The 23,943-nt window shown below is 68.1% G+C and carries 19 protein-coding genes; 16 read left to right on the top strand and 3 right to left on the bottom strand.

The genetic code is table 11. The annotated features are described in order from the left end of the window. Positions 1–44 precede the first annotated feature (44 nt). Complete coding sequence (locus EOE66_RS05260; RefSeq protein WP_128227639.1) at positions 45–554, bottom strand: disulfide bond formation protein B; 510 nt, start codon at positions 552–554, stop codon at positions 45–47. 8 nt (positions 555–562) lie between these two features. Further along, positions 563–1,027, bottom strand: coding sequence for a RidA family protein (locus EOE66_RS05255; protein ID WP_128227638.1), 465 nt, complete (start codon positions 1,025–1,027; stop codon positions 563–565). A 128-nt stretch (positions 1,028–1,155) separates the two neighbouring features. On the opposite strand from EOE66_RS05255, the gene EOE66_RS05250 reads away from it, so the two are divergent. The 6 genes from EOE66_RS05250 to EOE66_RS05225 all read left to right on the top strand — a co-directional run bounded on the left by EOE66_RS05250 (position 1,156) and on the right by EOE66_RS05225 (position 6,583). After that, positions 1,156–2,127: a ComEC/Rec2 family competence protein gene (locus tag EOE66_RS05250; protein WP_128227637.1), complete on the top strand. Its 972-nt coding sequence runs from the start codon at positions 1,156–1,158 to the stop codon at positions 2,125–2,127. A 688-nt stretch (positions 2,128–2,815) separates the two neighbouring features. After that, complete coding sequence (locus tag EOE66_RS05245) at positions 2,816–3,058, top strand: DUF2188 domain-containing protein (protein ID WP_128227636.1); 243 nt, start codon at positions 2,816–2,818, stop codon at positions 3,056–3,058. A 16-nt stretch (positions 3,059–3,074) separates the two neighbouring features. Beyond that, positions 3,075–4,139 (top strand): hypothetical protein, encoded by a 1,065-nt coding sequence (locus tag EOE66_RS05240; RefSeq protein WP_128227635.1) that lies wholly within the window; start codon positions 3,075–3,077, stop codon positions 4,137–4,139. Further along, positions 4,132–4,644: a gamma-glutamylcyclotransferase family protein gene (locus tag EOE66_RS05235; protein WP_164885006.1), complete on the top strand. Its 513-nt coding sequence runs from the start codon at positions 4,132–4,134 to the stop codon at positions 4,642–4,644. Before EOE66_RS05240 ends, EOE66_RS05235 begins: the two co-directional genes overlap by 8 nt. Before the next feature lie 129 nt (positions 4,645–4,773). Further along, positions 4,774–5,490, top strand: coding sequence for an SIR2 family protein (locus tag EOE66_RS05230; protein ID WP_128227633.1), 717 nt, complete (start codon positions 4,774–4,776; stop codon positions 5,488–5,490). 10 nt (positions 5,491–5,500) lie between these two features. Next, on the top strand, positions 5,501–6,583 hold the full coding sequence (locus EOE66_RS05225) for a DUF3322 domain-containing protein (RefSeq protein WP_128227632.1): 1,083 nt from the start codon (positions 5,501–5,503) through the stop codon (positions 6,581–6,583). Positions 6,584–6,894: 311 nt separating this feature from the next. Here the strand turns inward: EOE66_RS05225 and EOE66_RS22445 are convergent, their stop codons facing one another. Then, complete coding sequence (locus EOE66_RS22445) at positions 6,895–7,311, bottom strand: antirestriction protein (RefSeq protein ID WP_375137465.1); 417 nt, start codon at positions 7,309–7,311, stop codon at positions 6,895–6,897. A gap of 843 nt (positions 7,312–8,154) precedes the next feature. On the opposite strand from EOE66_RS22445, the gene EOE66_RS05215 reads away from it, so the two are divergent. From EOE66_RS05215 to EOE66_RS05170, 10 genes are all read left to right on the top strand, one after another. Then, a complete protein-coding gene (locus EOE66_RS05215) occupies positions 8,155–8,568 on the top strand; it encodes a hypothetical protein (RefSeq protein WP_128227630.1) in 414 nt (137 codons plus the stop codon). Between the two features lie 472 nt (positions 8,569–9,040). Continuing rightward, positions 9,041–10,771, top strand: a complete 1,731-nt coding sequence (locus EOE66_RS05210) for a DNA internalization-related competence protein ComEC/Rec2 (RefSeq protein WP_128227629.1) — start codon at positions 9,041–9,043, stop codon at positions 10,769–10,771. Between the two features lie 94 nt (positions 10,772–10,865). Next, the gene (locus tag EOE66_RS05205) at positions 10,866–14,378 is read left to right on the top strand and encodes a transglutaminase family protein (RefSeq protein ID WP_128227628.1); all 3,513 of its coding nucleotides are present in this window, start codon (positions 10,866–10,868) and stop codon (positions 14,376–14,378) included. A 41-nt stretch (positions 14,379–14,419) separates the two neighbouring features. After that, positions 14,420–17,092, top strand: coding sequence for a circularly permuted type 2 ATP-grasp protein (locus EOE66_RS05200; RefSeq protein WP_128227627.1), 2,673 nt, complete (start codon positions 14,420–14,422; stop codon positions 17,090–17,092). An 8-nt stretch (positions 17,093–17,100) separates the two neighbouring features. Then, on the top strand, positions 17,101–18,057 hold the full coding sequence (locus EOE66_RS05195) for a transglutaminase family protein (protein ID WP_128227626.1): 957 nt from the start codon (positions 17,101–17,103) through the stop codon (positions 18,055–18,057). 16 nt (positions 18,058–18,073) lie between these two features. Continuing rightward, complete coding sequence (locus tag EOE66_RS05190) at positions 18,074–19,513, top strand: circularly permuted type 2 ATP-grasp protein (RefSeq protein ID WP_128227625.1); 1,440 nt, start codon at positions 18,074–18,076, stop codon at positions 19,511–19,513. Positions 19,514–19,530: 17 nt separating this feature from the next. Continuing rightward, complete coding sequence (locus EOE66_RS05185; protein ID WP_128227624.1) at positions 19,531–20,496, top strand: alpha-E domain-containing protein; 966 nt, start codon at positions 19,531–19,533, stop codon at positions 20,494–20,496. A 170-nt stretch (positions 20,497–20,666) separates the two neighbouring features. Next, entirely contained in the window at positions 20,667–21,056 is a 390-nt protein-coding gene (locus EOE66_RS05180) for a hypothetical protein (protein ID WP_128227623.1), read from the top strand. A 59-nt stretch (positions 21,057–21,115) separates the two neighbouring features. After that, a complete protein-coding gene (locus tag EOE66_RS05175; RefSeq protein WP_128227622.1) occupies positions 21,116–21,784 on the top strand; it encodes an energy transducer TonB in 669 nt (222 codons plus the stop codon). A 2-nt stretch (positions 21,785–21,786) separates the two neighbouring features. Then, positions 21,787–23,940, top strand: coding sequence for a S9 family peptidase (locus EOE66_RS05170; RefSeq protein ID WP_164885005.1), 2,154 nt, complete (start codon positions 21,787–21,789; stop codon positions 23,938–23,940). Positions 23,941–23,943: the final 3 nt, after the last annotated feature.

The following is a 23,943-nucleotide window of genomic DNA, read 5'->3' as shown; positions in this document are numbered from 1 at the left end:
GCCCGGCCGCTTCAGGGGAGGCTGGCCCGCCCGGGCTAGCCGTGTCAGCGGCGCGCGCGCATCACGCGCAGCGCCACGAAGGCCAGCAGCGCAAACAGCGCCAGGCTGTAGAACTCGTAAGGCACGCCGAGGAGGTTCACCTTCGCATCGGCGCAGCTGGCGTAGGCGGCAAAGAGCTGCGGCGCCAGTTCGTCCAGGCCTGAAGCGCGCATCCAGCGGTCGGCCAAGGTCATGGCGCAAGAGGCGCTCTGCGCCGCCACGAAGTGCTGCCACAGCGCGGCGGTGGCACCGGCGATGGCCAGCAAGGCCATCGCACCACCGCCCAGCCAGCGCATCCACGGGTTGCGCACGAAGACGCCCGGCAGTGCCACCAGCGCGATGGCGACGAAGACCACGCGCTGCAGCACGCACCAGGCGCAGGGTTGCATGTCCCACGCATACTGCGTGAAGAGCGCGGCGCCCACGGCGCCCAGCGACAGCAGCACCGCCAGCGCGCACCACACGCGCGCCGAAATGCCGCCGCGCGAATGCGAACCCACGCCCGAACCGCGCATCGCCAGCCTCACTCGATCTCGGCGATGAGCTCGATCTCCACGCAGGCGCCCATGGGCAGCTGTGCCACGCCGAAGGCGCTGCGCGCGTGCGCGCCGATCTCGGCGCCGCAGACCTGGCCGATCAGCTCGCTGGCGCCGTTGGTGACGAGGTGGTGCTCGGTGTAGGTGGGCGCGCTGTTCACCAGGCTCAGCAGCTTGACGATGCGCTTGACCTTCGAGAGATCGCCCACTGCGGCCTGCAGCGTGCCCAGCAGGTCGATGGCCACGGCGCGCGCGGCGGCCTTGGCGGTCTCGGTGTCCATGTCGGTGCCGAGCTGGCCGACCCAGGGCTTGCCGTCGCGCTTGGCGATGTGGCCCGACAGGAAGACCAGCGAGCCGGTGCGCACGAAAGGCACGTAGGCCGCGGCGGGCACGGCCACGGGCGGCAGCGTGATGCCCAGGGCTTGCAGGCGTTCGGCGATGGGGGTGCTCATGCGGGTCTCCGGCGGGAAAAAGGGGTGTGCTGCGTGCCGCCGCGCGGTGCTGCGGGTGAGGGTGCCAACGCGAGAGGGAGCCCCTCTGGGGGGCCTGTGCGGGGCCGCGGAATCCTACACTGGCCCGCATGCAAACCCGGCCTGCCGCCATCGCCCCGCTGGGCTGGGCGGCACCGGCCGCGGCGCTGGCCTGGGGGCTGCTCGGCGGGGTGCTGCTGCAGTTGCAGCAGGCGGCCTTGCCTGGGTTCGCGGCCCTGGCCGGGACATTCGTTGTGGCCGCGGTGGTGGGCGTTGCGGTGCTGTGGGGCTGGCGCTGGCAAAGCATGCGGCCGCCTCGCGCCGGTGGGCCGTGGGCGCTGCTGGCGCTGCTGTTGCTGTCTGCGGCCACGCTGGGCTACGCCAGCACCGCAGCGCGCGCGCAGCTGAAGCTGCAAGACCGCCTGCCGGCCGCGCTGGAAGGCGTGGACCTGCAGGTCACCGGCCTCATCGCCGACCTGCCGCGCCACGGCCTGCAGGGCACGCGCTTCGTCTTCGAGCCCGAAGCTGCCACGCTGCGCGGCGCGCCGGTGCGTGTGCCCGAGCGCCTGTCGCTGGGCTGGTACCGCGGCTTCGACGAAGACAGCCTGCTCGCCGGCCCCGAAGAACCGCTGCGCGCCGGCCAGCGCTGGCGCCTCACGCTGCGGCTGCGCCAACCGCACGGCGCGGTGAACCCGCACGGCTTCGACCTGGAGCTGTGGATGTTCGAGCGCGGCCTGGGCGCCAGCGGCTATGTTCGAGCGCGGCCCGAGAGCCCGCCCGAGAAGCTGGCGGAGGCCGCCGGCGCCCCCGTGCAGCGTGCGCGCCAGGCGCTGCGCGACGCGCTGCAGCGCCAGGTGGGCGAGGGCGCAGCGGCCGATGTGCTGGCGGCTTTGTTGATCGGCGACCAGGCCGCCATCTGGAGGCGCCCAAAAGAGTTGGAACCTTGTCGACCTCGCCCGCCTACGAGGGAAAACCCCGCAACCAACACTGCTTACCGCCATGGCTCGCCAAAAGTGTCAGGTTCCTTGGTCTGCAGGATTTGGCTTCTCGGAACCAATCGTGCCAACAAAAGAGTCGTGTAGAGGGCGCGCTAACCTCTTGATCGCAAAGGCGAATGCTGGGAAGAAGCGAGCACAGCAAATCCAACGATTGCGGCCTAGTGGTTCCCCAACCTCACCTCGAGAACGACCCCCGAGAATTGCAGGTCCCTCGCTGCTCGGTCACCCTGAATGTCTAGGAGTCGTGCGTCGAGGCGCGGTTCCGCCTCAGGCGCTACTTAAAGCAACAAGCACACGGCCGCTAGCCAGCTTCCTCGCCGCCTGCACTGCAAAGCCTACGTCCGCCTCGGCGGTAGGCACGCAAGAGAACGACAAAGGCGATATGACCACATGCCGCCAGCTCAAGGCCTTGCCTCGAGAAGGCCTGGAGTAGGTTCGACGGCAGGTTTGCCCTCAGGTGATCTCGAAGTGTCGGCGCAGTGCTGAACATCGGCTTGCGACGACCAGCGGCGGAGTTGCAGCGGTTGCTGTCGTTGGCCGCCGGCGTGCGAACTCAGGCTTACTGCCACCAAGCGGTCGTTGGGTTTGGCGACCGCGGGCTGCGCGTTTGGCAGCAGTACTAGGTTGTGCACCGCGGACCCCGCGTTCCTGCGCGGGTCGCTTGACACGCCGCATCTTGCACTGGATACAATAACAGTGTCGCCTTGAATTCGTGTCCGACGCCTCGGCAAGGCGCGTGTGCTGTGCTCCCGAACGTCAACAAGGAATTGCGATGGCGAAGCTACCCAAATTCACGCTCGGCTACGACAAGGCGCGGGACGCCTGGCAATTGCGTAATGGCGCCAAGCACGTCGTTCGATCGTTCGACACCAAGACTGAGGCCATCAAGGGCGGCGTGCTGGAGAAGACCGTGGGTACTGGCGGAGGATCGGTTCAGATCCGCAAGCTAGACGGCACGATTCAGGAAGAGCGTACCTATCCAGGCTCTGCTGATCCCAAACGCTCGCCCGGCTGATAGCGTGCGCGGCGCAATGACGCGCAAACTCTTTCGACCGGGTGGGCCGCTGGGCATCCAGGATCTCGGCAATCACCAGTACCGGATGAACATTTCGCTGCCCCCCGACCAGGACGGCCGGATAGCGCGGGAATGTCCGAGGTCGGGCTGCTCGCCGGCCTACTTCAAGGTGCGTCCGGGGACAGGGCTCGCGGGTATGGCTGTCGCGTACTGTCCCTACTGCCGCCATGATTCCGCGCCCAATGACTTCGCAACGCGCGAACAGGTCCGCTATGCCAAGGACCTAGCTGTGCGAGAGGCCCACAAGGGACTCGATGGCATCGTCAAGGATGCGCTTGGCATCGGGCGAAGCGGCAAGCGCACGTTCGGCGGCGGGATGCTGTCGATGACGATGACTTACAAGCCAGGTGCTTTGCCCAGCGTCCGCCGCCCCTACGAGGATGAGGTGAGGCGCGATGTGGTTTGCCCGCACTGCGCGCTCGACCACACGGTGTTTGGACTCGCCACCTGGTGTTCTGACTGTGGAGAGGACATCTTCCTGACCCATGTGCAGGCCGAACTCGCGGTAACGCGAAGCATGGTGGGCGACATGGAGCGCAGACGAGAAACACTTGGGCCCCGCGTTGCTGCAAAAGACCTTGAGAACTGCTTGGAGGATGCCGTCTCGCTGTTCGAAGCGGCGATGAAGGCCTTGAGCCGACGCCGGCTGGCTTCGACGGGTGCTTCCGAGGAAGAGGTCGAGGCGCGGCTTCGCAAGCTGGGTAACGGCTACCAGAACATCGCGAGGACGAAGGAACTGCTCCCCGATGTGCTCGGCATCGATCTTCCTCCTGGTGTCGAATGGGATCGCCTCGGCGAAGCGTTCGAGAAGCGCCATCCGATCACACACAACCTCGGCGTCGTGGACCGCAAGTACTTGGAGCGCTCACAGAGCCATGACCGGCATGGCCGCGAGGTTCGCATCACGGCGTCCGAGGTCCAGACGCTGCTTGACGATGTGATGGCGGCCGTGTCGGCATCGCACGCGGCGCGATTCGGATCAACTCCGCCGAGCGGGGCGGTAGAGGATGGGCATGGATGAAGCGGTGACGTTTCTGAGCTTCGCCTACGGCTCGAACATGCTGACGGCTCGGCTGCGCGAGCGTGTCTCCTCCGCGCGGCCCGTGGGCACGGCCTGCCTGCCCGGGTTCTCGCTGCACTGGCATAAAGTCAGCGTGGATGGTTCGGGCAAGTGCGACGTGGTGGAGGACGCAACATCAGGCGCTTGCGTCTGGGGCGTTGTCTTCGCGATCGAATCCGCGCAGAAGGACTCGCTGGACAAGTCCGAAGGCCTGGGTAACGGCTATGGAGATCGCAAGATCAGCGTCATGCTGGGGGGCGCGACGCTGACAGCCCAGGCCTATGTCGCGACGCGCACGGATGTGGCATACCTTCCCTACGACTGGTACAAGGCTCTCGTCGTCGCCGGTGCCCACGAGCATGCATTGCCACCGCACTATGTCGCTGCGCTGGAGGCGCAGCCGTTCACGGTCGACGCCAACGAAGAGCGTCGGCGGAAGAACCTGCTACTGATCAACGCCAGATAAGTCGGCTCGCCCTCACGGCGTCGGGCATGGTATCGGGGGATGAAACGCGTCGCAGGGCCAGACTTGATCCTAGATCGAAGCATCAGTACGGGCTACAAGGGATCGCGCAAAACAAGGGGCATAGCACCCATGAGCACAACTGATCTTGACTCTTTCGTCGACGCATATGTCGCCGCACTACGCGATCAGACGGCTGCCGTATTCGCTGGTGCAGGGCTATCGATTCCGACCGGGATGGTCGACTGGCGGACGCTGCTTAAGGGCATTGCACGTGACCTTGGCCTCGACGTGGCAAAGGAAACGGATCTGGTCACGCTCGCACAGTTCCATGTGAACGAGCGACGTGGCCGCCACCAGCTCAATCAGGCGCTGATCATCGAGTTCAACAAGCGCGCAAAGCTCTCAGTAAATCATGAGCTGCTGGCTTCATTGCCGATACAGACCTACTGGACGACGAACTACGACGCGCTCATCGAAGAGTCGCTTGCCAAGGCAGGTCGTCTCGCCGACGTAAAGCGTACCGTGGCGAACCTCGCGACCAAGGGGCTTGAGCACACCATCGGTTGCGCGGGTGACGGGGCGGCCAGTAAAGGAGAGTCCGACGGCTTCGATAAGGTTGGGCATGGACAGAGGGCTGTTCCCAGCAAGAGGTTTGTCTCCTGTAGGTATCGGTGCATTCCGTGCCCTCTGAAGGGATGTCGCCCTCCGCTGCAGTGGCGCTGTAAAGGATCCTTCCGTCTGGCCTCCAAGGCCCCTTGTCTAGTCCCAGGAGTGAGGTACCGATGGGGAGCAAGGCCCGTGTGGCGGCGAGTGGCCGCTTGCCATCAGCCTGGGAGCACCGACTGAGGCGGAAGTGATGGCTGACCTCACCGCGGTGCAGGGCTGGGCACAGGCCTGGCGGCAGTGGGCGGGGCCCGGCGCAGTGGAGTTTGAGCCCAGGAAGTGGGCGCGCCTTGGGAGCCAGGACCTGCCAGCAAGGCTCTTGCTTGGCAGCCCCGGGGAGGTCGCGGCGCTTTGCGGGCAAGACAAGCGGTGGGCGAAGGCTGTTGCCAGGCGCGAGGCAATGCTGGCGGTCTGGCCAGGCCTTGCGACCAATGTCAGGCTCGGGCGCTACTTTGATGTTCTGGCCGACTATGCCGACAGCGACTTCGAGCGACTCGTCGCGGTCTTGAGGTGGCTTGAGGCCAATCCGGCTTCCAACCTGTACATCCGACAGCTCCCGATCGTGGGGGTCGACACAAAGTGGCTGGAGAAGCGCCAGGGTTTGGTCGCTGAGCTCTTGAGCCTGGTTGCCGGTACGGAGCAAGCTGGTGACTTCTTCGAGGTCACTGGGCTTAGGCGCCTAGCGCACCGCGTGCGCGTGCTGGTGCTGTGTCCCGAACTCAGGCGATCGGTGGGTGGGCTGCGCGACTTTGAAGCTCCCATGGAGGACGTCGTGCAGCTTGGCTTGGCGCCAAAGCGCATTTTGGTGGTGGAGAACCACGCTTGCGCCACGGCGCTTGGCGACATGCCTGGCTGCGTCGCCTTTGCGGGCCTTGGTAAGGCGGTAGGAGTGCTTGGCCGGGTGGGTTGGGCGCAGGGCGTCCCCGCACTCTACTGGGGTGACATTGATACCCATGGGTTGGTCATCTTGAACTCAGCCAGGGCGGCCTTGCCGGGCTTGAGGTCGGTTCTGATGGACATTGAGACGTTGGTTGAGTTCAAGGAACTGGCAGTGCACGAATCTGTTCAAGCGGTTGAGACGGGGCAGGAGCACTTGACAGCAGAGGAGGTTGAGCTGCTCGAGGGCCTACGGTCTGGGCGGTGGGGGTTGAAGCCAAGGCTCGAACAGGAGCGGCTGCCCTGGGTAGTGGTCGAAGCTGCGCTGGCGGCAGCTGCTGCGCCTGGCAAGGAGGTGCACCGCGCGGCGCATCAACTGAAAGATGGGGCGTTGGGGTAAGACTCGAGCCCGCGCCAGTCGCGCCTCACACTGTTCGTTGCGTCGCCGCGCACAGGCACGATGTTGTCGATCTGTGATTCATCCAGAGCCGCAACGGCCCGAACGCTTCATCAGCCTTGAATGGCACTCCGTAGCGATCGGGCGTCACCAATGCCACGCGAGCGCTGCGGCTCACGTGGGTCAAGGTGGACCTCTTTCACCTATGGTACGGGCCTTGATGCTGCGGTAGGGGAGTCAGAGTCGAACTTCACGTAATGGATCTGGACGCAAGGAGGTCGGGACACATGTCCGCTTGACCCGGAGGCCGGCATCTACTCCCTCAGCAATTGGTAGATCTGGTCGCGTTCCGGATGTTGCCTCACGAACGCAGACAGCTGGCTTGCCATCACACTTGCCTCGACGGCCAGCTCTACCCTTTTGTGCAGCAGCCGAGTGTGAAAGGCATGCAACGAGAAGAGCGTCGCGCAAAGACCGGTTGCATCTGCAGACGTGTCGGGGCGAAAGGGTTCGCCAGAGCGCCTACACCTAAAGTGAGTTCGGCCACCAAAGGGCACGACGTAAGCCACGCCTGACTCAAGCTCCGTGATGGCAACAAGGTTGGGCTTCTGCCTTTCGTCGGTCAGCCACCAGATGACGTGCGGTACTGCTAACCCCAGCCAGCGAAAGATCTCAAGAGAGTGAAGCTGCAGAACCCGACTGTTGTCAGAGTTCGGGTCGTGCACTCGCATTCCGATCGGCTTCTCTCTACGCTGGCTAATGTGCAATCGAGTTGGGTCAAAGAAGGTCCAGCTGGGAGTGGCTGAGAGTGGGTCGGTCTGAGTGCTCACGAACAATGTCCGATCAGTCTGCCCGCGACTTGTGCTCGGCGACGCCGATCGCGAGACGTTGAAGGTGTCGCTGACAACTTACTTGCATGGGCCTGCGTGTGCGATTACGTCGGTTCGAGTCGCCTTGCTTTGCAACCGAAAAGCACATCGTCGACAGCTGACCGTAGCTTCATTCTGATGTGAAGCCATTGCTTTCGCAATTTGTTCGGTAGGTCGTAAAGGGTGTTCTTGAAGTGCTTAACCAATAAGACTGGCGGGATTGATTTAAGGTTTGCCCGTCTAGTGCTTGATAAGTGTCGTCAGTCTTGCTCTGGCTTTTGGCCGCAAGTAAGCGATAGCGGCGAAAGTGGAGTACGATCCGAGTCCCCGCAAGTCCGCTTGCGCCGAATGAGTGCGACCTTAGTGTTGGGCTATCGACTTCAATTTGTGGCCACGTGAGTGAGCGGCTGCCGACGGTTCTTGAAGTTGATCTTCGTGGCGTAAAGACTCTCTGCGTTTATTGACATTCTTCGAGCAAGAGTTTCATGTCCCATCTCCCAGCCTAGTCCGAGCACTCTGAACTTGCGAGAACCTGCGATGGTGTCGCAAGTGACCTAGAGTCCATCGCGCTACCACGAGGGCTGGGTGGCAGGTTTCCTGCTGCATCCGTTTCTCTTGTGAGGGTGCAACGTGAGACTACAAGCTGTTCTTGGTGAAGTCTTTTGTCTTGGAGATTCGACTCGACTTGCCTATACACGGGGCTATTTGATCCTCAAACACGAGGAGCGAGTTCGGGAAATCAAGTTCGTGCGCTTGGAGTGCAGGCACATCCAGGCCGCGCTTGCGGCACGTCAGCTCAATCAGCCAGGTTCGGCTGAACTGGCTGCCGCACTGCGCGAGATAGTGCATCGCGACTGTCTGACGTGGCGGCAGATACACACTCCCAGAGAGCACGTGGTCTTGTTCGCGCAACGACTTGCTGGTGTGGCTGGTGCGTATCAGGGGTTGGTGTTCAGCAGTCCAGAGGTTCTGCATCAAGAGCTCCGCGTCTACTGGAAACAGGCGCTGGAGTCAGGTTGGCGAACACCTATCGAGCGGTTCCCCTCGATTCAAGACGTCACCGCGGCCGTAGGGCATCTTCTTTGCGGCTCCCGCAATGCGCCTTCGCAGTTGATCTGAACTTGTCATGCCATCTCGTCTGAGGGGGCTGCGCCTATCGCTTGGGAGCCTTCGTGACAACACTTGTCAGGTCGGCTCTGCGGTGGACGGCCACACGGTCCATCGGCCTAGCAAAAGCAGGCTGACGTCTGACCGGGTTGAAGAGCTCCTGGATCGAGCACGTCGGTGATGGCAACGCCCCACTTGCTGGAGTACCTCTGTGGCATGTGTGGCATCAGGTTTACGAAGTGCGGCGCCAGCGTCCGCATCGGAGGATGCGCCTGACGCCTGCGTTGGCGCCGCGTGCAAGTCGTTGGTGCGCCTAGAGTTTTTCAGACATTTCGCAGTCTTGGAGGATGCTGTGGTTCCGCTTCTTTTGTTGGGCGCTGGCAAATCTGCACCCTGGAACCCGGCCGGCGATTTGACTCTCTTGTCATAGGGGCTCAAACGACCCGACTCTCGTCTAGGTTTCGACTCTTTTGTAGCCCTCCACATCGCGCGCGAGGACTGGGAGGTCTTCCGCCTCACGGGCGTGGCCCACCTCATGTCGATCTCGGGCTTGCACGTGACCATGTTCGCGTGGCTGGCCGGCACCGTCATCGGCTGGCTGTGGCGGCGCTCGGCCCGCGCGCCGCTGTGGCTGCCGGCGCCGCAGGCGGCACGTTGGGGCGGCTTGGTGTGCGCGCTGGCCTACGCCTTGTTGGCCGGCTGGGGCGTGCCTGCGCAGCGCACGGTGGGCATGATCGCCGTGGTGGTGCTGCTGCGCACGGTCGGTGCGCGCTGGCCGCTGCACGCGGTGCTGCTGGCCGTGGCGCTGGCGGTGGCGATGGGCGACCCCTGGGCGCTGCTGCAGCCGGGCTTCTGGCTCAGCTTCGTGGCGGTGGCCTTGCTGGTGGCTTCTGAGCCGGCACAGGCCGCGCCAGAAGCGACGGCCGCCGGTTGGCGCGCTGCCGCCCTGCAGGCGCTGCGCGGCGGCCTGCGCACGCAAGCCGTGGCCACGGTGGGCCTGGCGCCCCTGACGCTGGTGTTCTTCCAGCAGCTTTCGCTGGTGGGTTTTGCGGCCAACCTGGTGGCCATCCCGCTCGTCACGCTGCTCGTGGTGCCGCTGGCGATGGCGGGCGTGCTGCTGCCGCCGCTGTGGAGCCTGGCCGCGGCTTTTGTGGAAGGCCTGATGGTGCTGCTGCACGCGATGGCCGCCTGGCCCTGGGCGCTGTGGCAGACCGCCGCCGCGCCGCTCTGGGCCCTGGCCTGCGGGCTGCTGGCCGGCGCGCTGGCGGTGCTGCCGCTGCCGCCGCGGTGGCGCTGGCTGGCGCTGCCCCTGCTGCTGCCCTTGCTGTGGCCGCCGGTGCCGCGCCCCGGGCCGGGGCAGTTCGAGCTGGTGGCGGCCGACGTCGGCCAGGGCACGGCGGTGCTGGTGCGCACGCAGCGGCACTTGCTGGTCTACGACGCCGGCCCGGCCTACACGCCCGAGGCCGATGCCGGCAGCCGCGTGCTGCTGCCGCTGCTGCGCGCGCGGGGTGAGCGCCACATCAGTCTGTTGATGCTCAGCCACCGCGACACCGACCACACCGGCGGTGCCGCCGCCCTGCTGGACGGCCTGCCGGTGCGGGCGCTGGCTTCCTCGCTGGAAAACGGCCACCCGCTGCTGGCCAACGCAGCCGCGCGCCAGGTCCCGCACAGCGCCTGCAACGCCGGCCAACGCTGGGTGTGGGACGGCGTGCAGTTCGACGTGCTGCACCCGCCTGCCGAAGCGCTGGCGGCCGAGCGCCGCGGCAAGCCCAACACGCTGAGCTGCGTGCTGCGGGTGCAGGCCACGGCCCCGGGCCTCGGCGGCGGGCCGCCGCCCAGCGCGCTGCTGACCGGCGACATCGAAGCCGCGCAGGAAGCCGCCCTGGTGCAGCAGCACGGCGCTGCGCTGGCCAGCCGGCTGCTGCTGGTGCCGCACCATGGCAGCAAGACCTCGTCCACGCCCGCCTTCCTGCAGGCCGTGCGGCCGGCACAGGCCGTGGTGCAGGCGGCCTACCGCAGCCGCTACGGCCACCCGGCGCCCGCCGTGATGGCGCGCTACGAGGCGCTGGGCGTGCAGCCGCTGCGCAGCGACCGCTGCGGCGCCTACGTGCAGGCCGCCGACGGCAGCGGGCACTGCCAGCGGCAGATGGGCAGGCGTTACTGGCATCATGGCTCTGCGGCGCCGCACCCGGCGCCGCCGGCCGGCCGCCCATGAGGCGCCTGGCCACCCCCGGCGCCACGAGGTGGCCCGCCGCTTGCAAGCAGCACGGGGTCTCGCCCCCCGTACCCTGGCCCAGGAGCCTCTGCCCGTGTCCATCCATGTCGCGCTGAACCACGTCACGCACTACCGCTACGACCGCCGCGTCTCGCTCTCGCCGCAGGTGGTGCGCCTGCGCCCGGCCCCGCACTGCCGCACGCGCATCCTGAGCTACTCGCTGCGCGTGGAGCCGGCGAACCACTTCATCAACTGGATGCAGGACCCCTTTGCCAACCACCTGGCGCGGCTGGTCTTCCCGGAAAAGACGCGCGAGTTCAAGGTCACGGTCGATCTCGTGGCCGAGATGTCGGTGCTCAACCCGTTTGACTTCTTCCTCGAGCCCGAGGCCGAGAACTTCCCCTTCGCCTACAGCCCCGAGACGCAGGCCGACCTGCTGCCCTACCTGGCCAAGGGCGAGCTCACGCCCAAGTTCAAGGCGTTCGTGGAAAGCGTGTCGCTGGAGAAGCAGCGCACCATCGATTTCCTGGTGGGCATCAACCAGCGGCTGCAGAACGACATCAGCTACCTCATCCGCATGGAGCCGGGCGTGCAGACGCCCGAGGTCACGCTGACCAACGGCAGCGGTTCCTGCCGCGACACCGGCTGGCTGCTGGTGCAGACGCTGCGCCACCTGGGCCTGGCGGCGCGTTTCGTCTCGGGCTACCTCATCCAGCTCAAGCCCGACGTGAAGGCGCTCGACGGCCCCAGCGGCGCCGAGACCGACTTCACCGACCTGCACGCCTGGTGTGAGGTCTTCCTGCCCGGCGCCGGCTGGATCGGCCTGGACCCCACCAGTGGCCTGCTGGCTGGCGAAGGCCACATCCCCGTGGCCTGCACGCCCGAGCCCAGCACGGCCGCGCCCGTCAGCGGCGCGGTGGACGAGTGCGAGGTCGAGTTCAGCCACCACATGGAGGTCACGCGCATCCACGAATCGCCGCGCGTGACCAAGCCCTACACCGAAGACCAGTGGGCGGCCATCGAGCAGCTGGGCCATGCGGTGGACGCCCAGCTGGCCGCGCAGGACGTGCGCCTGACCATGGGCGGCGAGCCCACCTTCGTGGCCGTGGCCGACCGCGACGCGCCCGAGTGGAACACCGACGCCCTGGGCCCGACCAAGCGCGGCCTGGCCACCGAGCTGGTGCACCGCCTGCGCGAGAAGTACGGCCAAGGCGCCTTCCTGCACTTCGGCCAGGGCAAGTGGTACCCCGGCGAGCAACTGCCGCGCTGGGCGCTGAGCATCTGCTGGCGTGCCGACGGCCAGCCCTGCTGGCACGACCCTTCGTGGTTCGCCGACGAGCGCGAGCCGCACCGCTACACCGCGGCCGATGCCGAGACCTTCCTCCACACGCTGACGCGCCGCCTGGGCCTGGACACGAAGTTCGTGCAGCCGGCGTTCGAAGACACCTACTACTACCTCTGGCGCGAGCGCCGGCTGCCGGTGAACGTCGACCCCTTCGACGCCCGGCTCGACGACGAGATGGAGCGCGCGCGCCTGCACCGCGTCTTCAACCAGGGGCTGAAGGCCGTGGTGGGGCACGTGCTGCCGCTCAGCCGGGAGTGGCACGTGGGCCTGGCGGGCCCGGCCTGGAAAACCGGCCCCTGGTTCCTGCGCGACGACCGCATGTACCTGATCCCGGGTGATTCGCCGATGGGCTTCCGCCTGCCGCTCGATTCGCAGGCCTGGGCCGCCAAGGACGACCGGCCCTTCCCGATGCTGCAAGACCCGTTCGCCACGCCCGCCGCGCTGCCGCCGGCCGCGGCCTTGCGCCGGCAGCACGCCACCGGGTCGGCCAGCACCCCCAGCGGCCTGGAGGGCGCCGAGGGCGGCCTGGATGCCGAGGGCTTCCACGCCGACGCCGGACCGCAGGGCCCCGAAGCCGCCGCCGGCGGCCGCCCCGGTGAAGGCCGCATGGCCACCGAACACAGCCCGGCCTATGCCTTCAGCCGCGACCCGATGGCGGTGCCCTCGCGCTTCGAGTCGGCCGGCGAGCTGATCCGCACCGCGCTGTGCGTCGAGGTGCGCGACCCCCAGCGCGGCAACGGCCCCAAGGCCGAGCGCGAACACGGCGGCAAGGCCGGCGTGCTCTACCTCTTCATGCCGCCCCTGCGCTTCCTGGAGGACTACCTCGAACTGCTGGCCGCCATCGAGGCCACCTGCGCCGAGACGGGCATGAAGATCGTCATCGAGGGCTACGGCCCGCCGCGCGACGCCCGCCTCAAGACCCTGGCCGTCACGCCCGACCCGGGCGTCATCGAGGTCAACATCCACCCGGCGCACGATTGGGCCGAACTCGTCGACCACACCGAGTTCCTGTACGAGGCCGCGCACCAGACGCGCCTGTCCACCGAGAAGTTCATGCTGGATGGCCGCCACACCGGCACCGGTGGCGGCAACCACTTCGTGCTGGGCGGCGCCACGCCGGCCGACAGCCCCTTCCTGCGCCGGCCCGACGTGCTGGCCAGCCTCATCACCTACTGGCACAACCACCCGGCGCTGAGCTACCTGTTCAGCGGCATGTTCATCGGCCCCACCAGCCAGGCGCCGCGTTTCGACGAGGCGCGTGGCGACCAGGTGTACGAGGTGGAGATCGGGTTGAACGAGCTGGAGCGGCAGCTGGGCCTGTACGGCAACGTGCCACCCTGGATCGTCGACCGCACGCTGCGCAACCTGCTGGTGGACGTGACCGGCAACACCCACCGCAGCGAGTTCTGCATCGACAAGCTCTACAGCCCCGACGGTCCCACCGGCCGCCTGGGCCTGCTGGAACTGCGCGCCTTCGAGATGCCGCCGCATGCGCGCATGAGCCTGGCGCAGCAGCTCTTGCTGCGCGCGCTGCTGGCGTGGTTCTGGCGCGAGCCCTACCGCGGCCGCGGCGCCACGCGCCTGACGCGCTGGGGCACCGGCCTGCACGATCGCTTCCTGCTGCCGAGCTTCGTGCAGATGGACTTCGACGACGTGATGGCCGACCTGAACGCCGCCGGTTTCGCCTTCGACAGCGCCTGGTTCGCGCCGCACTTCGCCTTCCGCTTCCCGCTCATCGGCGACGTCAAGGTGATGGGCATGGCGCTGACGCTGCGCAACGCACTGGAGCCCTGGCACGTGATGGGTGAAGAAGGCTCGGCCGGCGGCACGGTGCGTTATGTCGATTCGTCGCTGGAGCGGCTGGAGGTCAAGGCCACGGGCCTGAACGGCAACCGCCACGTCGTCACCGTCAACGGCCGCGCGCTGCCGCTGCAGCCCACCGGGCGCGTGGGCGAGTACGTCTGCGGCGTGCGCTACCGGGCCTGGCAGCCGCCTTCGGCGCTGCACCCGACGATCAAGGTGCACGCGCCGCTCACCTTCGACATCGTCGACAGCTGGCAGCACCGCAGCCTGGGCGGCTGCCGCTACCACGTGGCCCACCCGGGCGGGCGCAATCACGACGCCTTCCCGGTGAACGCCTACGAGGCTGAGAGCCGCCGGCTGGCGCGCTTCTTCCGTTTTGGCCACACGCCCGGCCGCATGGACGTGCAGCCCGCTGCGCCGAGCCTGGAGCATCCCTTCACGCTCGACCTGCGGGTCTAGCCCGTGCCGGCCCCACGCCCCCGCCGTGTAGCCTAGCGCGCATGCCGTCCAGCCAGAGCCAGAGCCAGAGCCAGAGCCCGCAGCCGGGCCTGGCGCAGACCGCGTCGCAGGGCTCGCTGCCTTTCGAGGCCGCGCCCGGCGCCGGGGCGGCCGGCGTGCACACGCTGGGCAGCCGCACCCTGCCGGCCGACAGCGGCGTCTGGGACGAACTGCGCCAGCCCGACGGCACCCTGCGGCCCGCCTGGGACGCCTTTGCCCGCGCACTGCCGGGCACGAGCGAAGGCGACCTGGCCGACGACCTCGACCGCCGCGTCGGCCAGGTGGCGCAGCGCATCCGCCAGGACGGTGTCACGCACAACGTCTTCAGCGACGACCCGGCCGTGGCTGCGGCCTCTCGCCCGTGGAGCCTGGAACTGCTGCCGTTGCTCATCGAGCCGGCCGACTGGGCCCACATCGAAGCCGGCGTGGCGCAGCGGGCCGACCTGCTGCAGCGCATGCTGGCCGACCTGTACGGCACCGGCCCGGGCAGCCAGCGGCTGCTGCACGAGGGCCTGCTGCCGCCGGCGCTGCTGCTGCGCCACCCCGGCTGGCTGCGGCCGATGGTGGGCGTGAAACCGCCGCCCGGGCCCGGCGGGGTGGAGGGGGAGGAAGGCCTGCGCCTATTCATCGTGGCCTTCGACCTCGCGCGCGGGCCCGACGGCCGCTGGTGGCAGGTGGCGCAGCGCACACAGGGCCCCTCGGGCCTGGGCTATGTGCTGCACAACCGCATGGTGGTGGCGCGGCAGTTCCCCGAGGCCTTCCGCGAACTGCGCGTGCAGCGCATCGCCAGCAGCTACCGGCGCCTGCTCGACACGCTGGAAACCGCCGCTGCCGAGGTCGCGCGCCGCCTGGGCGACGGCCACACGCCCCGCGTGGTGCTGCTCACGCCCGGGCCCTACAGCGAAACCTATTTCGAGCACGCCTACCTGGCGCGTTACCTCGGCCTGCCGCTGGTGGAAGGCGGCGACCTCACCGTGCGCGGCGACCGCCTGTTCCTGAAGACCGTCGAAGGCCTGGAGCCCGTGCACGGCCTCATGCGCCGCCTGGACGACGACTGGTGCGACCCGCTGGAACTGCGCCCCGACAGCACCCTGGGCGTGCCCGGCCTGCTGCAGGCCGCGCGGGCCGGCACGGTGGTGATGGCCAACGCCCTGGGCAGTGCCTTCCTCGAATCACCGGCGGTGCAGGGTTTCCTGCCCGCCATCGCGCGGCGGCTGACCGGGCAGGAACTGCTGCTGCCGTCGCTGCCCACCTGGTGGTGCGGCGAAGCGGCGGCCTGGAACGACGTGCGCGAACAGCTCGACGACAAGCTCGTGCGCAGCACCTTCCCGCGCGGCGGGCGCACCTCGCAGCTGCGCGATGCGCAGGCCGCCGCGGTGGATGAAGACCCCGACGCCTGGACGGTGCAGGGCCGGCTGCGCTTCTCTCGCGCACCCATCTGGGGCGCCGGGGTGGTGGCGCCGCGCCCGGCCATGGTGCGTGTCTACGCCGTGGCCGATGCGCAAGGCCGCTGGCATGTGCTGCCCGGCGGCATGACGCGTGTGGCCCGCCGTGAAGAGGCCAGCGTCAGCATGCAGCGTGGCGGCACCAGCCTCGACACCTGGGTGCTGACCGAGGGCCCCATCGACGCCTTTAGCATGCTGCCGCAGCGGCTCGAGGTCGACGACATCGCCCAGCGCCGCCGCCCCGTGAGCAGCCGCACCGGCGAAAACCTGTTTTGGCTGGGCCGCTACACCGAGCGCACCGAGCAGCTGGTGCGCCTGGCACGCGCCACGCTGATGTTCCTGGACGCCGACAACGAGGCCGCGCCGGCGGTGCGCCAGGTGCTGTCGGCGCTGGCGGTGCAGACCGGCCTGGCCCCGCCCGGCGTGCCCACGCTCACACAGAGCGCGCACCTGTTCGAGCGCGCCGTGCTTGCCGGCCTGGGTGACCCCTACGGCAAGGACGGCACCACCAGCATCGCCTACAACCTGGCGGCGCTGGAGCGCGCCTCGATGGCGCTGCGCGAGCGCTTGTCCTCTGAACACTGGGGCGTGATCCGGGCCATGCGCGAAGGCTTCGCGCGCGAGCTGGAAACCGCGAGCGGCCAGCTGCCCGGCCTGGCCCAGGTGCTGCCCGCGCTGGACCGCCTGGCGCTGCAACTGGCCGCCGTGACCGGCGCGCAGACCGACCGCATGACGCGCGACCACGGCTGGCGCCTGCTGACCGTGGGCCGGCTGATCGAGCGCCTGATCGGCGTGGCCACGCGCTTGCGCGCCTTTCTCGACGCGCAGGCCCTGGGCACCGCCGAGGGCGCCGAATTGCTGCTGGAGCTCTTCGACAGCCTGATCACCTTCCGCGCCCGCTACCAGCGCCACGAAGACCTGCTGGCGCTCACCGACCTGCTGGTGCTGGACAGCACCAACCCGCGCGCCTTCGCCGGCGTGCTGCGCCGCCTGCGCACCGAGCTCGGCAAGCTGCCGGGCGAGCCCGAGGTGCTGGCCGAACTGCTGTCACAGCTGCCGGCCGAGGGTGCGGGCCTGACGCTGGACGAGCTGCGCGAAGCCGACGAAGCCGACACCGCGCGCCGCCTGCGCCAGCTGGCGCAGACGCTGGGCGGTGCCGCTTCGCGGCTGGCCGAGCGCGTGAGCGAGCGCTACTTCACGCTGGCGCAGGGCGTCGACCAACGGGTGTGAGCCGGGGCATGCGTCTGCACATCGAGCACCTCACGCGCTACGACTACAGCGCGCCGGTGTCGCTGGCCCACCACCTGGCGCACCTGCAGCCGCTGAACGACGCCCACCAGCAGCTGCTGGCCTTCGACCTGTCGGTCGAACCGGCCCCGGGCGCGCTGAATGTCGGCACCGATGCGCAGGGCAACGCCGAGCACCACTTCAGCCTGGCGCAGCCGCACCGCAGCCTGAGCGTGCGGGCCACCAGCGTCGTGCAGGTGCAGCCGCGTTTCACGGCGCTGGAGACGGCCGCCTCGCCGGCCTGGGACACGCTGGCCGAGCGCCTGCGCTACGTGGCGCGCAAGGCCTTCGAGCCAGCGGGCGAGTTCGCGCTGCCGTCGCCCTACGTGCCGCGCCTGGCGCCCTTGAAGGACTACGCCGCCGAGAGCTTCAAGCCTGGCCGCCCGCTGGCCGAAGCCGCCATCGAGCTGATGCAGCGTGTGCACGCCGACTTCGAGTACCGCAGCCGCAGCACCGACATCGACACCCCGCTCGCGGCGGTGTGGGAGCAGCGCCGCGGTGTCTGCCAGGACTTCGCGCACCTGATGGCCGGCGCCATGCGCATGCTGGGCCTGCCGGTGCGTTATGTCAGCGGCTACCTGCTCACGCGTGCGCCCGATCGCGAGCCCGAAGGCGGCCGGCTGATGACGGGCGCCGATGCCTCGCACGCCTGGGTGCAGGTGTGGTGCCCCGGCACGCCGGGCGTGCCCACGAGCGGGCCGGGCGCGGGCTGGTTGTGCCTGGACCCCACCAACGACCTGGTGCCTGGCAGCGGCCACGTGCGCGTGGCCGTGGGGCGCGATTTCGGTGACGTGACCCCGCTGCGCGGGGTCATCCGCGGCGGCGGCCGGCACACGCTGACCGTGGGCGTGAACACACGCGTTCTCGACGAAGCCAGGTCGGAACGAGGCTTGCTAGAGACATCCTGATGGAGAACGAGAGACCATGAAGACGGCCTTCGACGAGATGCACGGTGCCGAGGGTGCGGTGCGCGAACAGTACGAGGTCTACGCCCGCTGGCTGGCGCAGCAGCCGCGCGACGTGATGCAGTCGCGGCGCGAGGAGGCCGAGGTCATCTTCCGCCGCGTGGGCATCACCTTCGCGGTGTACGGCGCGAAGGACGAAGACGGCTCGGGCACCGAGCGGCTGATCCCTTTCGACCTGATCCCGCGCGTGATCCCGCAGCGCGAGTGGGCGGCCATGGAAAAGGGCCTGGCGCAGCGCGTGACGGCGCTCAACCGCTTCATCCACGACGTCTACCACGGGCAGGAGATCCTGAAGGCCGGCATCGTGCCTGCCGAGCAGGTGCTGGGCAATGCGCAGTTCCGCCCCGAGATGATGGGTGTGAACGTGCCGGGCGATGTGTATTCGCACATCTCGGGCATCGACATCGTGCGTGCGGGCCAAGCCGACGGCAGCGGCGAGTACTACGTGCTGGAAGACAACCTGCGGGTGCCCAGCGGCGTGAGCTACATGCTGGAAAACCGCAAGATGATGATGCGGCTCTTCCCCGACCTCTTCAGCATGCACCGCGTGGAGCCGGTGGCGCATTACCCCGACCTGCTGCTGGAAACGCTGCGCGCCGTGGCCCCCAGCGGCGTGAACGAGCCCACCGTGGTGGTGCTGACGCCCGGCATGTACAACAGCGCCTACTTCGAGCACGCCTTCCTGGCGCAGCAGATGGGCGTGGAGCTGGTGGAGGGGCAGGACCTCTTCGTCAAGGAAGGCTTCGTCTACATGCGCACCACGCAGGGCCCGCGCCGCGTGGACGTGGTCTACCGCCGTGTGGACGACGACTTCCTCGACCCCAAGGCCTTCCGCCCCGACAGCACGCTGGGCTGCGCCGGGCTGCTGGACGTGTACCGCGCCGGCAACATCGCGCTGTGCAATGCCGTGGGCACCGGCATCGCCGACGACAAGAGCATCTATCCCTACGTGCCGAAGATGATCGAGTTCTATCTCGGCGAGAAGCCCATCCTCAACAACGTGCCCACCTGGCTGTGCCGGGAGAAGGACGACCTCGCCTACGTGCTCGACCACATGCACGAACTGGTGGTGAAAGAGGTGCACGGCGCCGGTGGCTACGGCATGTTGGTCGGCCCGGCGGCCACCAAAGCCGAGGTGGCCGAATTCCGCGAGGTGGTCAAGGCCAAGCCCACCAACTACATCGCACAGCCCACGCTGAGCTTGAGTACCTGCCCCACCTTCGTAGACAGCGGCGTCGCGCCGCGCCACATCGACCTGCGCCCCTATGTGCTGAGCAGCGGCAAGACCGTGCAGACCGTGCCCGGCGGCCTGACGCGCGTGGCGCTGAAGGAAGGCTCGCTCGTCGTCAACTCGTCGCAGGGCGGGGGCACGAAAGACACCTGGGTGCTGGAAGACTGAAGGAAGGGAGAACGACCATGCTGTCACGCACCGCCGACCACCTGTTCTGGATGGCTCGCTACATGGAGCGGGCCGAGAACACCGCGCGCATGCTCGACGTGAACTACCAGACCAGCCTGCTGCCGCAGAGCGCCGACACGGTAGAGCAGGGCTGGCGCGGCTTGCTGTCCATCAGCGAACTGACCTGGAGCTTCTCGCAGAAGTACAGCGAGGTCACGCCGCGCAACGTCATGGACTTCATGGTGCGCGACGAGACCAACCCGTCCAGCATCGTCTCGTGCCTGCGCGCCGCGCGCGAGAACGCACGCGCGGTGCGCGGCGCACTCACCACCGAGGTGTGGGAGACGCAGAACCAGACCTGGCTGGAGTTCAACCGCCTGATCCGCGGCGACGGCTTCGAGCGCGATCCGAGCAGCCTCTTCGAGTGGGTGAAGTTCCGCAGCCACCTGAGCCGTGGCGTGACCGTGGGCACCATGCTGCAGGACGAGGCGCTGCACTTCCTGCGCATCGGCACCTTCCTGGAGCGTGCCGACAACACCGCGCGGCTGCTGGACGTGAAGTTCCAGGCGCTGTCGGGTGGCGACTACTTCGGCCCCGGCGCCACCAAGGAAGGCCACGAAGTGGACTTCTACCACTGGAGCGCGATCCTGCGTTCGGTGAGCGGCTTCGAGATCTACCGCAAGGTCTACCGTAACGTGATCCACCCCGAGAAGGTGGCCGAGCTGCTCATCCTGCGCCCGGACATGCCGCGTTCGCTGGCCGCCTGCCTGAACGAGCTGGTGATGAACCTGGAGATGGTGGCCAACCAGCACAGCCGCGAAACCCTGCGCCGCGCCGGCCGCCTGCGTTCTGACCTGCAGTACGCGCGCATCGACGAGATCCTCGCCACGGGCCTGCACGCCTACCTCACGCAGTTCCTCGACCGCGTCAACGACATCGGCGTGGGCATCAGCCAGGACTTCCTGGTGCCGATGGCGGCTTGAGGGCTGGCGACAGGCCGATCAGCCTGTGGCGCGCTGCACGCCGTCCTTGGCGCCTGCCGAAGTCAGGGTGGGGTGAGCCTCCCCCCCCCCCACTTTCCCCCCAGCGGGGGGTGGGGTCGGCGTGCTGCCCGTCGCAGCATGAGCGCCTGCCCCATTGCCGGAGTGCCGCCATGCCCACCGATCCGCAGGATGCGGCGCGCCATCCTTCCCCACCCGACGCCCGCGAAGATACGGGCCCGCCGCTGAGCTTTTCAGCGTCTTTCGTGCGCTGGCACGTGGCCCTTTCTGTGGCGATCGCCGCTGTGGCTTCGGGTGTGCTGTGGTGGCCCCAGGGCTGGCCGCTGGAGGGGCGCGGTCATGTGCACACGGCGCTGCTGCTGCTGGTTTCGGCCTCGCTCTACATCGATTGGCGCGTCGGCCTGCTGGGCTTGACGCCGCACCAGATCTACCTGTGCTTCCGCCAGCCGGGCAGCCTGCTGCACCGCTGGTGCGGACGGCTGCACAACCTCGCGCTGGTGCTCTTCCTCGCAGCGGCGCTCACACACTCGTGCACCGGCTGAGCGAAACGCCGCGGCCCGTTTTCGGCCAAGCCGGCCCGCATCCGGGCCAGAATGCCGGCATGAACCTCCGCAAGACCTTCGCCATGGCCGCCCTGGGGCAGGTGCTGGCCTTCGCCCTCGCCGCGGCCGCGACCGGATCGGCCGGGGCCCAGACCCCCGACAAGCCCTACACCGTCGAGATCTGGTCCGACGCCACCTTCGGCCCTGACGGCAAGCTGCAGAAGCTGGAAGTGGCCGATGCCGCCGCGCAGCCGGCGGCCTTCGTCGAGCGCGTGAAGAAGCAACTGGCCAGCGCGCGCATTCCGCCCGTCACCGACAGTGCGGGGCAGCCCGCCACCTTCGAGACCGGCGTGCGCGTGATGTACCTCGTCACGCCCGCGGCCAGCGGCGGCACCGTGCGCATGACGGGCATGACCATCGAGCCGCGGCCGGTGAAGCGCTATGGCGCTTCCGAGCCCGACGGTCTGCCTTACGACACCACGCTGAACGTGCGCCTGGTCTGCACCATCGACACCGCCGGCGAGTGCAAGGAGCCCAAAGTGCTGGAAGCCGATGGCACCTACCCGGTGCTGCGTCGCTGGGCCATCGCCTCCTTGCAAGGCTGGCGCTTCGCACCGCAACGCATCAACGGGCAAGCCGTGCCGGCGGAGGTGGACGTGACCCTCTCGCTGCGCATCGACAACTACCGCCCCGCCGATTTCCGCAACCCGCTGAAGATCGGCAACTGAGCATGAAACCCCTGTTCACCCTGCCCTTGCTGATCGGGCCCTTGCTGGCCTGCGCCCAGATGACCTCACCCTCCCAGATGCTGCAAGTCGCTGCCACGCCCCCGTTCGCCCGCCAGGTGCCGCACACCGTCAAGAGCCCGAACGGTGACCGCATCGACGAGTACTACTGGCTGCGCGACGACGATCCGAAGACCAAGCGGCCCGAGGTCATCCAGTACCTCGAGGCCGAAAACGCCTACACCGACGCCAAGCTCGCGCCGCTGGCCGGCCTGCAGAAGCAACTGGTGGCGGAGATGCGTGCGCGCATCAAGGAAGACGACAGCACCCCGCCGGTCTACGACCGCGGCTGGTGGTACTGGCGCGAGTTCAAGGCCGGCGACGAGTACCCCCGCCTGATGCGCCAGCGCGGCAATGCCGAGCGCATGGATGCCAAGGCCAAGCCCGAGCTGCTGCTCGACCAGCCGGCGCTGGCCAAGGGCCAGGCCTACTACCGCGTGGGCGCCACCGCCGTCAGCCCCAACGGCCAGCTGCTCGCCTGGACCGAAGACACCACCGGCCGCCGCATCCACACGCTGCGCTTCAAGAACCTCGCAACAGGCCAGATCTACCCCGACGCGGTGCCCGGCACTTTGGAGGGCATGGCCTGGGCCAACGACAACCGCACGGTCTTCTACATCCTGCAAGACCCGGTGACGCTGCAGAGCGGCCCCGTCTACCGCCACGTGCTGGGCACCGACGCGAAGAGCGACGTGAAGGTCTATGAAGAAGCCGACAAGACGCTCTTCGTCGGCGTCGACCGCACGGCCTCGGGCAAGTACGTTGTCATCGGCGTGCGCGGCACCGAAACCGCCGAGACCCTGGTGGTGCCGGCCGACAAGCCCGCCACGCCCGTGAAGGTGCTGCTCAAGCGGCGCGACAAGGTGCGCCACAGCGCCGATCACTTGAACGGCCGCTGGGTCATCCGCACCAACGAGAACGCGCTGAACTTCAAGCTCGTCAGCGCGCCCGAGAACGCCGCCGACGTGCGCAGCCTCTGGCGCACGCTGGTGCCGGCGCGTGATCAGGCCACGCTGGAAGGTTTTGCGCTCACCACGCGCGGCATCGCGGTGGAAGAGCGCGTGAATGCCGACACGCGCGTGCGCCTGCTCGGCCAGGCTGCCGGCAAGGCGCTGGACCTGCCCGCTGGCACCGTGGTGGCGCTGGGCGAGCACCGCGACCCGGCGGCGGCCCACCTGCGCTACACCGTCACCTCGATGGTGCAGCCCACGGCCACCTACGACCTGCACCTGAAGAGCGGGAAGCCCGTGCTGCGCAAGCTGCGCGAGGTGCCGGGCTACGACGCCAAGCTCTACGCCACCGAGCGCCTCTGGGCGCCCTCGCGCGACGGCAAGCGCATCCCGGTGACGGTGGCCTGGCGCAAGGACAAGGCCCAGGCCAACGGCCAGGCGCCCTTGCTGGTGGTGGGCTACGGCAGCTACGGCTACAGCTACGACCCCAACTTCTCGTCGAACCGCCCGAGCCTGATGGACCGCGGCTTCGTCATCGCCATCGCGCACGTGCGCGGCGGCGCCGAGCTGGGCGAGGGCTGGTACGCCGATGGCCGCATGATGAACAAGAAGAACAGCTTCAACGACTTCGTCGACGCCACGCAGGCGCTGCTGAAGGCCGGCTGGGGCGCGCCCGACAAGGTGTTCGCCAACGGCGGTTCGGCCGGCGGCCTGCTGATGGGCGCGGTGGCCAACCAGGCGCCGCAGCTCTACAAGGGCATGGTGCTGGACGTGCCCTTCGTCGATGTGGTGACGACCATGCTCGACGAGAGCATCCCGCTCACCGCCAACGAATGGCAGCAGTGGGGCGACCCGCGCGAGAAGCCCGCCTACGACTACATGCTGAGCTACTCGCCCTACGACAACATCGAGGCCAAGGCCTACCCCGCGATGCTCGTCACCACGGGCCTGTGGGATTCGCAGGTTCAGTACTACGAGCCCGCCAAGTACGTGGCCCGCATGCGCGCCCGGCGCACCGACAGCAACCCTTTGCTGCTGGCCACCAACATGAAGGCCGGCCACGGCGGAGCTTCGGGGCGTTTCGAGATCCTGAACGAGATCGCGCGCGAGTACGTCTTCCTGCTGGATCTGGCGGGCGCCGCGAAGTAGGCC

The sequence above is a fragment of the Rubrivivax rivuli genome (genome assembly GCF_004016505.1).
GTDB classification, from domain to species: Bacteria; Pseudomonadota; Gammaproteobacteria; order Burkholderiales; family Burkholderiaceae_C; genus Rubrivivax; species Rubrivivax rivuli.
Note: the sequence above shows the minus strand (reverse complement) of the source record. Positions and strands in the feature narration are given on the sequence as shown.

Coding starts and splice junctions, on each gene's coding strand:
- EOE66_RS22445 (WP_375137465.1), bottom strand. CDS start 7,311: ATGCGAGTGCACGACCCGAACTCTGACAACAGTCGGGTTCTGCAGCTT.
- EOE66_RS05190 (WP_128227625.1), top strand. CDS start 18,074: ATGAAGACGGCCTTCGACGAGATGCACGGTGCCGAGGGTGCGGTGCGC.
- EOE66_RS05245 (WP_128227636.1), top strand. CDS start 2,816: ATGGCGAAGCTACCCAAATTCACGCTCGGCTACGACAAGGCGCGGGAC.
- EOE66_RS05255 (WP_128227638.1), bottom strand. CDS start 1,027: ATGAGCACCCCCATCGCCGAACGCCTGCAAGCCCTGGGCATCACGCTG.
- EOE66_RS05200 (WP_128227627.1), top strand. CDS start 14,420: ATGCCGTCCAGCCAGAGCCAGAGCCAGAGCCAGAGCCCGCAGCCGGGC.
- EOE66_RS05260 (WP_128227639.1), bottom strand. CDS start 554: ATGCGCGGTTCGGGCGTGGGTTCGCATTCGCGCGGCGGCATTTCGGCG.
- EOE66_RS05180 (WP_128227623.1), top strand. CDS start 20,667: ATGCCCACCGATCCGCAGGATGCGGCGCGCCATCCTTCCCCACCCGAC.
- EOE66_RS05240 (WP_128227635.1), top strand. CDS start 3,075: ATGACGCGCAAACTCTTTCGACCGGGTGGGCCGCTGGGCATCCAGGAT.
- EOE66_RS05175 (WP_128227622.1), top strand. CDS start 21,116: ATGAACCTCCGCAAGACCTTCGCCATGGCCGCCCTGGGGCAGGTGCTG.
- EOE66_RS05170 (WP_164885005.1), top strand. CDS start 21,787: ATGAAACCCCTGTTCACCCTGCCCTTGCTGATCGGGCCCTTGCTGGCC.
- EOE66_RS05235 (WP_164885006.1), top strand. CDS start 4,132: ATGGATGAAGCGGTGACGTTTCTGAGCTTCGCCTACGGCTCGAACATG.
- EOE66_RS05225 (WP_128227632.1), top strand. CDS start 5,501: ATGGCTGACCTCACCGCGGTGCAGGGCTGGGCACAGGCCTGGCGGCAG.
- EOE66_RS05230 (WP_128227633.1), top strand. CDS start 4,774: ATGAGCACAACTGATCTTGACTCTTTCGTCGACGCATATGTCGCCGCA.
- EOE66_RS05250 (WP_128227637.1), top strand. CDS start 1,156: ATGCAAACCCGGCCTGCCGCCATCGCCCCGCTGGGCTGGGCGGCACCG.
- EOE66_RS05195 (WP_128227626.1), top strand. CDS start 17,101: ATGCGTCTGCACATCGAGCACCTCACGCGCTACGACTACAGCGCGCCG.
- EOE66_RS05185 (WP_128227624.1), top strand. CDS start 19,531: ATGCTGTCACGCACCGCCGACCACCTGTTCTGGATGGCTCGCTACATG.